Annotated in this window: 13 protein-coding genes; 4 read left to right on the forward strand and 9 right to left on the reverse strand. The window is 72.7% G+C overall.

The genetic code is table 11. From position 1 onward, the window contains the following. Nucleotides 1–300: 300 nt before the first annotated feature. Nucleotides 301–534: a hypothetical protein gene (locus ACIA3K_RS06725; RefSeq protein ID WP_396799566.1), complete on the reverse strand. Its 234-nt coding sequence runs from the start codon at nucleotides 532–534 to the stop codon at nucleotides 301–303. A gap of 59 nt (nucleotides 535–593) precedes the next feature. Beyond that, nucleotides 594–1,880 carry an RICIN domain-containing protein gene (locus ACIA3K_RS06730; RefSeq protein WP_396799567.1) on the reverse strand — a complete coding sequence of 429 codons (1,287 nt, stop codon included), beginning with the start codon at nucleotides 1,878–1,880 and terminating at the stop codon, nucleotides 594–596. A 201-nt stretch (nucleotides 1,881–2,081) separates the two neighbouring features. Between ACIA3K_RS06730 and ACIA3K_RS06735 the strand changes: the two genes are divergently transcribed. Further along, on the forward strand, nucleotides 2,082–3,269 hold the full coding sequence (locus ACIA3K_RS06735; RefSeq protein WP_396799568.1) for a spore photoproduct lyase family protein: 1,188 nt from the start codon (nucleotides 2,082–2,084) through the stop codon (nucleotides 3,267–3,269). A gap of 10 nt (nucleotides 3,270–3,279) precedes the next feature. Here ACIA3K_RS06735 and ACIA3K_RS06740 read toward each other — a convergent pair whose 3' ends face one another. Further along, a complete protein-coding gene (locus ACIA3K_RS06740; RefSeq protein WP_396799776.1) occupies nucleotides 3,280–4,149 on the reverse strand; it encodes a M15 family metallopeptidase in 870 nt (289 codons plus the stop codon). A gap of 95 nt (nucleotides 4,150–4,244) precedes the next feature. Next, on the reverse strand, nucleotides 4,245–5,264 hold the full coding sequence (locus tag ACIA3K_RS06745) for an acetylxylan esterase (RefSeq protein WP_396799777.1): 1,020 nt from the start codon (nucleotides 5,262–5,264) through the stop codon (nucleotides 4,245–4,247). Between the two features lie 214 nt (nucleotides 5,265–5,478). Here ACIA3K_RS06745 and ACIA3K_RS06750 point away from each other — a divergent pair, with 214 nt between their 5' ends. Further along, nucleotides 5,479–6,501, forward strand: a complete 1,023-nt coding sequence (locus ACIA3K_RS06750; protein WP_396799569.1) for a LacI family DNA-binding transcriptional regulator — start codon at nucleotides 5,479–5,481, stop codon at nucleotides 6,499–6,501. A gap of 126 nt (nucleotides 6,502–6,627) precedes the next feature. Here ACIA3K_RS06750 and ACIA3K_RS06755 read toward each other — a convergent pair whose 3' ends face one another. The 5 genes from ACIA3K_RS06755 to ACIA3K_RS06775 form a co-directional block, all read right to left on the reverse strand. Continuing rightward, nucleotides 6,628–7,476 (reverse strand): peptidylprolyl isomerase, encoded by an 849-nt coding sequence (locus ACIA3K_RS06755; RefSeq protein WP_396799570.1) that lies wholly within the window; start codon nucleotides 7,474–7,476, stop codon nucleotides 6,628–6,630. A gap of 91 nt (nucleotides 7,477–7,567) precedes the next feature. Beyond that, complete coding sequence (locus ACIA3K_RS06760; RefSeq protein WP_396799571.1) at nucleotides 7,568–8,800, reverse strand: D-alanyl-D-alanine carboxypeptidase family protein; 1,233 nt, start codon at nucleotides 8,798–8,800, stop codon at nucleotides 7,568–7,570. A gap of 63 nt (nucleotides 8,801–8,863) precedes the next feature. After that, complete coding sequence (locus ACIA3K_RS06765; RefSeq protein WP_396799572.1) at nucleotides 8,864–9,283, reverse strand: protein-tyrosine phosphatase family protein; 420 nt, start codon at nucleotides 9,281–9,283, stop codon at nucleotides 8,864–8,866. A gap of 113 nt (nucleotides 9,284–9,396) precedes the next feature. Next, nucleotides 9,397–9,981: a hypothetical protein gene (locus ACIA3K_RS06770; RefSeq protein ID WP_355049993.1), complete on the reverse strand. Its 585-nt coding sequence runs from the start codon at nucleotides 9,979–9,981 to the stop codon at nucleotides 9,397–9,399. Nucleotides 9,982–10,456: 475 nt separating this feature from the next. Further along, on the reverse strand, nucleotides 10,457–11,248 hold the full coding sequence (locus tag ACIA3K_RS06775; protein ID WP_396799573.1) for a DedA family protein: 792 nt from the start codon (nucleotides 11,246–11,248) through the stop codon (nucleotides 10,457–10,459). A gap of 85 nt (nucleotides 11,249–11,333) precedes the next feature. On the opposite strand from ACIA3K_RS06775, the gene ACIA3K_RS06780 reads away from it, so the two are divergent. Next, a complete protein-coding gene (locus tag ACIA3K_RS06780) occupies nucleotides 11,334–12,014 on the forward strand; it encodes a carbon-nitrogen hydrolase family protein (RefSeq protein ID WP_396799778.1) in 681 nt (226 codons plus the stop codon). A gap of 44 nt (nucleotides 12,015–12,058) precedes the next feature. After that, entirely contained in the window at nucleotides 12,059–12,502 is a 444-nt protein-coding gene (locus tag ACIA3K_RS06785; RefSeq protein WP_396799574.1) for a VOC family protein, read from the forward strand. Nucleotides 12,503–12,515: the final 13 nt, after the last annotated feature.

A 12,515-nucleotide genomic window follows, 5' to 3' on the forward strand; every position in this document is an offset into this window, starting at 1 on the left:
CTCACCAAGCAGCCGGCGCCCGGCACGCACAGCGGCGCTCGGCAAGCACACCGGGCCCGGCACGCACAGCGGCGCTCACCAAGCAGCCCGGCACCGAGACGGGCGCCGCCCCGGCTGCGCGGAGCGCGCCCCATTTCTGGGGCAGCTCGACAGGGACACAACACAGCACGCGACCCGCCGGGCCCGGCCTTCGACGAGACGCCCGCGAAGGTGCGGAGCGCGCCCCATTTCTGGGGCAGCTCGACAGGGGCACAACACAGCACGCGACCCGCCGGGCCCGGCCTTCGACGAGACGCCCGCTCAGGTGTCGTAGTAGCCGTCCCACGGCGGGTCGAACGCGAGGTCGTCGGGGAGGAACTCCGCGTGGTCGTCGCCGTCGTACTCCTCGGACCAGTCGACCAACCCGAACACGTGCCCGTCGACCTCGACCTGGAACAGGCGGATGGCGATGTCGGCGAAGACCCGACCGGGCAGCGCGTCCAGCCACTCGCTGAGGCCGGCCTGCGCGGTACCAGTCGTCTTCGGCTCCGGCACCGTCGGTGAGGGTGGCGGTGACGGAGCCGAAGCGCCATGGCCGCGAGGCTATAGCGGACCTACGACGTGGACACCAGCCGGAACGACTGCGCCGCGGTGCCGTTGCAGGTGTACTGGATGAGCTGGACGCTGTCCGCCGTCGATGCTGCCGGCACGTCCAGGCACTTGCCGCTGCTGCGGTTGACCAGGCGGTAGTAGCCACCGCCCTCGGACTCCGCGCGCCACTGCTGGTTGACGCCGCCGCTGTAGGACCAGAGCTGGATGGGGGCCGAGTCGGCGGTCGACCGGTCGGTCACGTCGAGCACCTGCGCGCTGTTGTTGCGGTTGTTGACCCGCAGGTAGCCGTCGCTGGTCGGGACGAACTGGTACTGCTGGGCGGTGCTGTTGTTGCAGGCGTACTGCTGGATCGCGGTGCCGTTCGCGGTGCCGGCGGCCCGCGCGTCCACGCACTTGCCGCTGCCCCGGTTGACGACGGTGTGCCAGGCGGTCGGCGAGATCGGGCCCGCGCTGCCGGTCGGGGTGGGCGTCGGGGTTGGGGTCGGGGTCGGCGACGTGCCGACGCCGGCGAGCCAGTGCAGCCCGTCGATCAGCAGCTTGTTCTGCTGGGCGCTGTCGAAGGTGGACGACAGGCCGGTCTTGGTGCCGTAGTCCATCCTGTTGTGCCCGAAGTTGGCGTAGATCATCTTGTACTGCCGATTGCTCCAGACCAGCGGGTAGTAGCCGCTGTACCAGGACTGGTTGGGGTCGGTGCCGACCGGGAAGCTCGACGGGTCGACCGAGGCCAGGATGTCGATGTTGGAGTTCTGCCGCAGGTCGTTGCTCCACGAGTACCACTCGCTGAACGACGACGAGAACGTCGCCGGCAGGTTCCGGGTGGCCGCGTGGGTGCGGTTGTCGACGCGCATGGTGACCCGGGTCGGGAGCCAGGTGTTGGTTCGGAACGAGCCCGAGCCGAGGAACGTGTTGTAGTACCAGCTCCAGCTCGACGGGTTGTCGGTCCACGCGCTCACGTGGAAGCCCATCCACGCGCCGCCGTTCTGCATGTACTGCTGGAAGGCGGGGCGCTGGGCGGCGGGCGGCGCGTCGTCCAGGAACATGACGACCTTGTACTGGGCCAGGTTGGACGCGTTCAGCAGACTCCAGTTGTTGGTGGCCTCCCAGGAGAAGCCGTACTGCGCGGCGGCCTGCGGGAACCAGGCGCGTGCGTCCTTGATGAAGTCGATGTGCGCGTCGTCCCAGGTGCCGTTGTAGAAGGCCAGGACCTTGAACGTCGGCGCGGCCTGCGCGCTGCGCGCGACGCCGAGGCCGACGCCGGCGCTCACGGCCACGACGAGGGCGACGAACACGGACAAGATCCTTCTGGTACGAACGGAGAGTTCTGCGATCACCTGATCGTCCCTTCGGTCGGGACGCGCGCCGCCGCGTCAGACGTATATCTGTTCACAAGGTTTACAGATAGACGAAAGATTATGCGTTCCCGACGTCCGGCGTCAATCGCCAGGACGGCGATCGGGTGGGATTCCTGCGGCAACGGGTACTCCGGCCCGATGACCAGCCCGGATGCCGTCGACGTCGACACGCCGCTGGCCGTGGACGTACCCGCCGCGCCGCACGACGCCAGCGGCGAGCGGGTGCCAATCCGCGACCTGGCCGCCCTCGCTCCGGCGGCGCGACCCGCGCGTCGGTGGACGCCGGGTCGGGTGGTGGCCACCTCCGCCGCCCTGGACCACCCACACGGACAGCGAATCGTCGACCGGGTGCAGGCGCTCGGCATCGAGGTGGAACGGCTCCGCTCCAACCGACTCAGCGGAGTACGCGGGCAGACCGACCGCGAGACGTACGCCCGAGCCAAGGCGACCATGGCGATCGTGGTGAGCCCGCCGTCCCGGCGCGACCTGCAACCCATCGCGCCCAGCGCCGACTGGCGGGTCGACCTCGCCGAGGGCTGCCCCGCGCACTGCCAGTACTGCTATCTGGCCGGATCGCTCTCCGGCCCGCCGGTGACCCGGGTGTACGCGGACCTCGACGACATCCTCGCCGGACTGACTCCGTACGCCGGGCGTGGCACGGTGACGAGCCGCGACGCGCGTCGCGCCGACGAGGGCACCACGTTCGAGGCGTCCTGCTACACCGACCCCCTGGCGCTGGAGCACCTGACCGGCAGTTGGGAACGGGCGGTGCGGCACTTCGCCGACTGGGACGCCCCCGTGCAGTTGCGCTGGACCACCAAGTACGCCGACGTGGACAGCTTCGTCGGCCTGCCCCACCACGGGCGCACCCGGGTCCGGTTCAGCGTCAACTGCGCGCCGGTCAGCCAGCGGTTCGAGGGCGGCACCGCCCGCGTGCCGGACCGGCTCGCCGCCCTGCGCCGGCTCGCGCTCGACGGCTATCCCGTCGGGCTGACCATCGCGCCCATCATCGCGCTGCCCGACTGGCGCGAGGCGTACGGCGACCTGCTGGACCAGGTCCGCGCGGCGGTCGACGGGGTACCGGAGCTGGACCTGACCGCCGAGCTGATCACCCACCGGTTCACGCCCGGCAGCCGGGAGGTGCTGCTCGGCTGGTACCCGCGTACCCGGTTGGAGATGGACGTGGCGGCGCGCAGCCGCAAGCACGGCAAATTCGGCGCGGTGAAGTACGTCTACCCCCGGGACACCATGGTCGAGCTGCGACGGTGGTTCACCGACGAGCTGGCCGCGCGGATACCCGCCTGCCGTGTCCTCTACTGGACCTGACCGCCGGGACTCAGCCGACCGACGAACGGGCGACCGGCGCGGCGAAGAACGTGTCCGGGTACGGCTCGTCACGCAGGCGGTAGTGCCACCACTCCCGGTCGTAGTTGACGAATCCGGCGTCGGTCATCAGCCGCCGCAGCAACCGCCGGTTGTCCCGGGCGGTCCCGGTGATCCGGGAGTCGTCGGTGTGCGCTCGGGCGTCGAAGCAGTCGAAGCCCGTACCCATGTCGATGCTGTTGTCCGGGAAGCGTTGCGAGCGCGGCGCGGTGCAGGCCACCAGCGACTGGCCGGGCCGGTACGGGGGCTGGCTGGCGGCGGGCTCGTCGACGAGGGTCAGGTCCATCGTGCTGCCCCGGCTGTGCGCGGTCGGCGCGCCGATGTAGCCGTCGGCGAAGAGCCGGTTCTTCGCCAGGTGCGGGTAGAACTCGGCCTTGGTCTGCTGCTCACCGGGACGCTTCGCCCAGGCGACGAAGTCGGCTACCGCCGGTTTCGGGCGGTAGCAGTCGTACACCTTGAGGCTGTGGCCCCCGGCGAGCGCGGCGTCCTGGACCCGGCGCAGCGCCTCGGCCGCCGACCGGGTGAGCAGGCACAGCGGTTCGCGGTAGCCGGCGATCGGCCGGCCCACGAAGTTGTGCGCCGTGGCGTACCGGATGTCGACGTGGATGCGCGGGTCGACGTCGGTCAGCACCACGAAGCGCGGCAACCCACCCGCGCGCGGCGGGGTCGCGGTCGGCGGGGTCGCGCTCGGGCGGGTGGTAGGGCCGTCAGGCGTCGGTCGAGGGCTCGCCGAGACCGGGGTGGCGACCGTCGGCGTGGGGCGTGGCGGCGAGGAGCAGCCGCCGAGCGCCGCGGCGAGCGCGAGCACGGCCACGCCACCCAATCGTCCTGACCTGCGCACAGGTCCTGTCTACCAAAGCCGGTCGGTGACGCGCGGCAGGTCGGTCGGCGCGTCCCGCGCTGGTTCAGCGGGTCCGCTCACGCGCCGGGCGTCAGCGGAACCGGGTGGACGGCGGTCTTCGTCGCCTCGGGCGTCTCGACCAACTGCGCGGCGAGGAAGCGCAGGGCCGCCTCGTCGTCGTCGATACCCCCGGCCTCGTGGCCGTTGTAGCGCCACACCGACAGCTCCGTCGGCCCGGCGTGCGAGTTGTGGGCGGCGTAGACACCCGAGGGCGGCACAATGTCGTCCATCAACGCCACCGAGTAGCGGGTGGGCCGGCGACAGCGCCGCGCGAAGTTGACCCCGTCGACGTACGACAGGGTCGTCAGCGTCCGTTCCTCGGCGTCGCGGTGGATCGCCAGGTAGTCACGGATCTCCCGGTACGGGTGCGCGTCGGTGACCACCACGGCGCGGGGGATGTCGCACAGGAACGGCACGAGGGCCACCACCGCCCGCACACCGGGCGCCAACGCGCCGGCCGCCAGCGCCATGGCCCCGCCCTGGCTGTGCCCGAGCACCGCCAGTCGGGTCGGGTCGACCATGGGCAGGGTACGGGCGGCGTCCACGGCCCGTACCGCGTCGGTGATCAACCGTCGGTAGTAGTACGTGCGTGGGTCGGCGATGCCCCGCGTCGCCACGCCGGGCGCCTGCGCGCCTGTCGCGCCCAGGTCCGCGGTGTCGCCCCGGCTCCAGCCGGAACCCTGCCCACGGGTATCCATCTGTAGGTGGGTGAACCCGGCGGTCGCCCAGAGCAGGTTCTCCAGTGGGTGCCCGCGCCCGCCGCCGTAGCCCACGTACTGCACGACGGTCGGCAGGGCGGTGCCGGTGCCGTGGGGAACCCGGAGCCAGGCCCGTACGGGCTGTCCGGCGAAGCCGGGGAACGTCACGTCGTACACGTCGATGGCGGTCAGACCGGTCACCACGGGTTCGAGCCGGACCGGCCACGCCGCCTCGCGCGCCTGCACCAGAGTGCGCGCCCAGAAATCGTCGAAGTCGGCGGGCTCGCGCACCACGCCGCGGTACTCGCGTAGCTGCTCCTCGGGCAGGTCCGTGTACATGGCGTCCTTGTCTGTCACGCGGGACGGTACGGCGAGACGCATCCGACAAATTACCGGAACATTTCCGCAACTCTGCCGAACGCTATGACCGACCTGGCGTGTCGTCAACCCCCCTCGGTGAGGCAAGATGACCCGAGGAGCGGGCGCGCCGTTCCGGGACACGGGACGGGCGACGCGGGCGGTGGCCCCTCCCGGAGCGGTGAAGGAGACACGGGTGGACGCGGACGACGGACGCAGGGTGACCATCACCGCGATCGCACGGGAGGCCGGCGTCTCGGTGCCGACCGTGTCACGGGTGCTCAACGGCCGGTCCGATGTGGCCCCGGACACCCGGGAACGCGTCGAGGAGTTGTTGCGCCACCACGGCTACCGACGGCGCAGCAGCCGCAGCGTCCGCCGCGCGGGCCTCGTCGACCTGGTCTTCAACGACCTGGACAGCCCCTGGGCGGTGGAGATCATCCGGGGCGTCGAGGACGTCGGGCACGGCGCGGGTGTCGGCACCGTCGTCTCCGCGATCCACCGGCAGCCCACCGCGGCCCGGCAGTGGTTGCAGAACCTGCGCACCCGGGCCACCGACGGGGTCATCTTCGTGACGTCGCACCTGAGCCCGCCGCTGCACGCACAGCTACGCCGCCTCAACGTGCCGGTGGTGGTCGTCGACCCGGCCGGCGTGCCGTCCATGGATGTGCCGACCATCGGCGCCACCAACTGGGCGGGCGGGCTCGCCGCGACCGAGCACCTGCTGGCGGTCGGCCACCGCCGGATCGGATTCGTGGCCGGACCGACACATCTGCTGTGCAGTCGGGCCCGCCTCGACGGCTACCGGGCCGGGCTGGAGGCCGCCGGAGTGCCGGTGGACGACGCGCTGATCTACCCGGGCGACTTCTACCACGCCTCCGGCTTCGCGGGCGGCACGGCGCTGCTCGACCTGGCCGATCCGCCGACCGGCATCTTCGCGGCCAGCGACCAGATGGCGTTCGGCGTCTACGAGGCCATCCGCCGCCGAGGGCTGCGGGTTCCCGACGACGTCAGCGTGGTGGGATTCGACGACCTGCCGGAGGCCCGCTGGGCGTCCCCGCCGCTGACCACCGTCCGGCAGCCCCTGGTGGAGATGGGCCGCCTCGCGGCGCGGACGGTACTGCGGCTGGCCCAGGGTGAGGGCATCGACTCCCCCCGGGTGGAACTCGCCACCGAACTGGTCGTCCGGGACAGCACCACCGCGCGGTCGACCGGGTGACCCTCGTCGTCCCAACGGCCTGAACCGGGTCGGATACCCGGTTCCGCCGCTACCGGTCGGGCTCCCGGAAATTCCGGCAACCGGCGTCGCGGTGAGCGGCCCTCGCCGCCCACCGCGCGCAGCGGATCAGTGGTGGTGTGCGCGTACGGCCCGACAGATGGTCACCGGCAGCGCGGGTGCGCCGTCGACCGGCGCGGGATCCTCGGCCGTGGGCGCGACGCCTCCGGCGGCGATCCGGTCCAGCGTGTCCAGCCCGGCCGCGTCGACCGTTCCGAAGATCGTGTAGTTGGGGCGCAGCGCCGAGTCGGCGTACACCAGGAAGAACTGGCTGCCGTTGGTGTCCGGACCGGCGTTGGCCATCGCCAGCACGCCCCGCGCGTAGAGCCGGCGTACGCCGGTCGGGTCGGTGGGCGCGGGCGGTAGGTCGGTGGGCAGCTCGTCGCGGTACCGGTAGCCCGGTCCGCCCTCGCCGGTGCCGGACGGGTCGCCGCACTGCAACACGCTCAGCGTGGGGTACGCGGTGAGCCGGTGACACGGGGTGCGGTCGTAGAACCGCTTACCGACCAGGTGCAGGAAGCTCTGCACCGTGCACGGCGCGGCGGCCCGGTCCAGGGTCAACCCGATCGGCCCCTGGTTGGTGGAGAGCGTCACGCGGACGGTGCCCCGGTCCGGCGTGCGGCGCGGGTCGGGTGGCAGCGGCACGGGCCGGGCGGCCGGCTCGTCGGGCGTCTCGGTGTATGCGCACGGGCCGTGCGTGGTGCGCGGCGGACGGTCAGCGGCGGGCGGCGCCGGAGCGTGCGCCACGCTGGCGACGCCGGACGCGTCGACGGTCGCGCCCGGCGCGGCCAGCGCGGTGACCGAAGAGCCGACGACCAGCGCCGCGGCGATCGCCGTCACGCCCGCGAGGCGGGTCAGCGCACGTACCGACGGGCGGGGTGCCGCCGCGCCGGAGGGCGTTTCGCGTTCACTCGACACAGGGATCCTCCTGGGACTCGCGCTGCCAGAAAGACCGGAGTCTATGGATGCCGGAGCCGGTTGTCGATCGCCCCGGCCGGTTGCCGACCCGTCAGGACAACCGGCGGCGGCGGTGCCACAGCAGCCCGCCCAGTAGCACCAGCACCCCCGCGCCGCTGAGCGCGGAGACCGACCAGAGCCAGCCGGAACCGGTGTGCGCCGGACCGCTGGCCGCCGCCGGGCGGGGCGGACCGGGCGCGGCCAGCACGGACGGGGTGGCCGACGGCGGGGCGGTCAGCTCTCCCGGATCGACCAGGCGACCGACGCCGGCGTCGCGGGGCAGCGAGAAACCCCAGTCCAACAGGGCCGCGCCCTGCTCCCAGCCCCGCTTCGGCGTCGGCTCGGCACCCAGCAACGTCACCACCAGCCGGCGACCGTTGCGTTGCGCCGCACCGACGTACGTGTGCCGCGCCAGGTCGGTGAAGCCCGTCTTGCCGCCCAACGCGCCCGGGTACCGGTAGATGAGCTGGTTCTCGTTCTGGATCTGGAAGCCCTTCGTCCGCTGTGCCGGCTGGGCGGGGATCGTCGCCAGGTCGGTGAGCGCGTACCGGCGGAACGTCGGCTGCGCGAAGCAGGCCCGGGCGATCAGCGCCAGGTCGTACGCGCTGGTGAACTGGCCCTTGCCGTCCAGACCGGACGGGGTGACGGCGTGTGTCTGGAGCGCGCCGAGGTGGTGCGCCTGCTCGTTCATGGCGCGCACTCCCCCGGCCGCGCCGTCCGGGCCGCCGCCGAGGCGGGCCAGCGCGTTCGCCGCCTCGTTGCCGGAGTTCAGCAGCAGCCCCAGCCAGATCGTCTCGATCGTGTAGCGGCCACCCTCGACCAGACCGACGGCGGACGAGCCGGGCTCGATGTTCATGTCCGCCGCGGTGACGGTCACCGTCTGGGCGGGGTCGAGTCGGGGCATCATCGTGGCCGCCAGCAACAGCTTCTGGACGCTGGCCGGGGTGCCGTACTCGTGTGGGCCGCAGCCGCCGAGCACCTGGCCGGAGTCGAGGTCCGCGACCAGCCACGACGTGGCAGTGATCGCCGGTGGGGCGTCCACGCCGGCCGGCACGACCAGGCCGCTGGTCGCCAGTGCGACGCCGCCGACCACCCGAGCCTCGGGCACGGCGGGCGGAGGCGACGGGCGCGGCGGCCGGGACACCGTCGGCGCCGACGCCCGCGGACACCGCACGGCCGGCGGGGCGGCAGCGGTACGCGTGGCCGCAGCCGCGGTGCCGACAGCCGGCGCGGGAGCGAGCAGGACGGCGGACGCCGTGACCGCCAGCAGCGCAGCAGCTCTCATGTGCCCGACCCTAGTCAACAAGATCGCCCGGCGGGGGCGGTTGGCGGGTCGGCGGTGCCGTGCTCAGGCGACGTTGCGTAGCCACCGCCGCTGCCAGGGTGTCTCGACCGCCTTCGGGTGGTAGCCGGCTCGGACCCAGGCCACCGCCCGCTCGGCCGGTAGCCCGTCGAGGATCGCCAGCGCGGCCAGCGCCGTACCGGTGCGGCCGATCCCGCCCCGGCAGGCCACCTCGACGCGTTCGCCGTCGTGTGCCCTCCGCAGCGCCTCGCGCAGCGCGTCGAGCGCGTCCGTTCGGTCGACCGGTACCCAGAAGTCGGGCCAGCGGATCCGCCGGTGTGGCCAGGCCGGTTCCGGACCGGGCGCCAGCAACAGCGCGAAGTCGGCCGGCGAAGCGGTCGCGGCGATGCGGCGTCCTCGTACCCGCGTCCCGCTGGGCAGTACGAGCACACCGGGCTCCTCCGGCCAGGTCTGCGCGGCGTCCATCGGCACATTGTGCCGCGACCGAGGGCGCGTCGTCGCGCCCGCTGGGCACAGCAACGCGCCGATGGCCGGCGCCCCGGGGGCGCCGGCCATCGGTCGGGTCGTCGTGCGGTGGGTCAGCTGTTCCAGTACTGGCCGACCAGGTCGGCGGCCTGCTGCTCCCACTGGGCGTACGCGTCCGGGTAGGCGGAAACCTGCACGGTCTGCGCGGCCTCGGTCAGCGGCATGTCCTGCCAGCCGTCGACCTGGCGCAGGCCCTTGAGGAACGCCGTCGTCGAGTACTCCGGGTCGGTGATCTGCTCCGGCGTGCCCCAACCGCTCGAAGGGCGCTGCTGGAACAGACCCAGCGAGTCGTGGTCGTTGGCGTCGCCGAGGTGGCCCAGGTTCTCCAGCTTCGACTCCTGCAGGCTCGTCGCGATCGAGATGACCGCCGCCCGCTCGGGCAGGCCCGCCTTCTTGGTGGCCGCGATGATGGCCTTGGCATTGGCGGTCTGCTCGTCGTTCAGGTCGATGTGGGACTGGTCGCCCTGGGTGCCGTGCGGGATCAGCTTGCTCGGGTCGGGCTTGTCGGCCTGGACCACGGCGACCGGCCGGGCGTCGGTGCTCGGGGCGGCGACGTGGGCGATCGGGCCGGCGAAGACACCACCGGCGAACGCGAGACCGGCCACGGACAGCATGCTCTTACGGAAGATCGTGTTCATGGGGGTAGCTCCTTCGGGGGTAGGAAACACCCGCCTCACCAAGGGGAACGGCGACGCGGATGTGAGCACCTCGTCCGGCGCTGCACAAACGGGGAAAGGTCTTGGGGTGCGGCACCCATCAAGGGGTGCCGGCGGTCGTTCGGGGGTCTGCAACGACCGGGTCCGGCCGGCCATTCCCGGGCGGGGTGGCCGTGGTCCTGCGATCGTCAGGGTGTGTAACGACCCCGGGGCGGCCACGATTCAGGCCCGCGAATGCACCCGGTCACACCCCGCCGCCGTCGGAACCGGACATCACGCCCAGAATGCACCATTCGGCATCCCGTTCCGCTGTTCCGCTGTCCGTCGGACGGCTGCGGCGGGGCATGGCCGTTGCGGCGGTGGCCGCCCCCTGGCATCAGAGAGCTGCCGGGTCGACTGCGGGTGCCGCGCGAGATCGGGTCCGCCACCCGAGGGGCGTCGCGCGGCAGGCGGCGGGTTAGCGCTCGTCCGAGGCCCAGGAGGCGCCCCGGTAGAGGGTGCCCCGACCGTCGGGATCCGGCGTTCTCGCCGGGGGCGCACCGCGGCGAGAGAGATCCGGGTCCGATTCGGGGTCTCGGGCGGCACGGCGGGCCTTCAGCACCCGCGAGCCGACGAACCAGGCGACAGCCGCGACGCACGCGACGATCACCACGTTCTGGAGCGTGCCGACGTAGCCCTCGACGAGGTGCCAGTTGTCACCCAGCAGGTACCCGGCGAGCACGAAGGCGCTGTTCCAGATCAGGCTGCCCAGCGTGGTGTAGAGCAGGAAGGTCCGCACCGGCATCCGCTCCACCCCGGCCGGGATGGAGATCAGGCTTCGGAAGATCGGGATCATCCGGCCGAAGAACACCGCCTTCACGCCGTGCCGCAGGAACCACGCCTCGGTCCGGTCGACGTCGCTGAGCTTCACCAGCGGCAGTCGGGCCACGATGGCACGCATCCGGTCGCGGCCAAGGGAGGCGCCGATCAGGTAGAGCGCCAGCGCGCCGAGCACCGAACCCAGGGTGGTCCAGAAGATCGCGCCGACCAGGCTGATCCGACCCTGCGCGGCCACGAAGCCGGCCAGCGGCAGGATGACCTCGCTGGGGATCGGCGGAAACAGGTTCTCCAACGCCACCGCCAGACCGGCCCCCGGCCCGCCGAGCCGTTCCACCAGATCGCTGACGTACCCGACGATCCCGCCCTGCGGCGGTTCGGCCGCGGCGGCGGGGGTTCCGGTGGCGAGGACGGCGTGCGACGTTCGAAGCATGCCCACACGTTACGAAGCGATCCTGAGAGTCAACCGTGAGGCGGAGACCGCGCAGACCGCCACGGACGGGCCGGCCCGTGGTCCGCTGCGGCTCGCGGTGGCGCAGCCGCCGTGCGTACCCCTGGACGTCGCGGAGAACGCGCGGGCGCACGCCGACGCGGTCCGCGCGGCGCGCGCCCGGGTGGTGGTCTTCCCGGAGCTGTCCCTGACGGGGTACGAGTTGCAGGGGCCGGTCGTGCCGATTGACGACCGGCGGTTGACGCCGCTTGTCGACGCGTGCGCCGAGGTGGGCACGGTGGCGCTGGCCGGCGCGCCGGTGACCGGTGACCACATCGGAGTGCTGGCGGTGACCGGTGACGGGGTGACGGTGGCATACCGGAAGATGTGGCTGGGCGGCGTGGAGCCGCAGCGGTTCCGGCCGGGCGACGCACCGGGCGTGCTCGACGTCGACGGATGGCGGATCGGGCTGGCGGTCTGCAAGGACACCGGGGTCGCCGCCCACGCGCGGGCGACGGCGGCCCTGGGGATCGACGTGTACGCGGCGGGCGTGCTGGAGTCGGCCCGGGATGCCGCCGTGCCGGACGAGCGGGCGCAGCGGATCGTCACGACGCACCGGGTCTGGGTGGCGATGGCGAGCTTCGCCGGGTCGACCGGCGGCGGTTACCGCGAGGCGGCCGGCCGCTCGGCCATCTGGACACCGCACGGTGACGTGGCCGCCCGGGTCGGCACGACACCGGGCGAGTGGGCGGCGACCTCGATCCACTGAGGACGCCGCCGTTTCCTGTCGTACCGGTGCGGCAGGATCGGGCGATGAGCGCAATCCCTGCTCGACTGTCCGTGGTCACCCTGGGCGCCCGCGACCTGGGCCGGCTGCGATCCTTCTACCTGTCCCTGGGCTGGCCGGAGCTGCCCGCCAGCGACGACGGCTGGTCGGCCTTCCAGCTCGGAGGCGTTCTGCTCGCTCTCTACCCGCTGCCCGAGCTGGCGGCCGAGGCGGCACCGGATGTCGCCGATCCGGCCGGTGGCTGGTCCGGCGTGACGCTGGCCTGCAACGTCGACGACCGCGGGGAGGTCGACGCGGCCTTCGAGGCGGCTGTCGCGGTGGGGGCGACGGTCGTGGCGGCGCCGACCGACCGTTCGTGGGGTGGCCGCTCGGCGTACATCGCCGACCCGGAGGGCAACCGGTGGGAGATCGCCTGGGCGGGTACGGCGGTCTTCGACGAACGCGGCGCACTCGTCTCGTTCGGCGGGTGAGCCGTGCCGTGGT

This window comes from Micromonospora sp. NPDC051543, from assembly GCF_044454415.1.
GTDB lineage: Bacteria > Actinomycetota > Actinomycetes > Mycobacteriales > Micromonosporaceae > Micromonospora.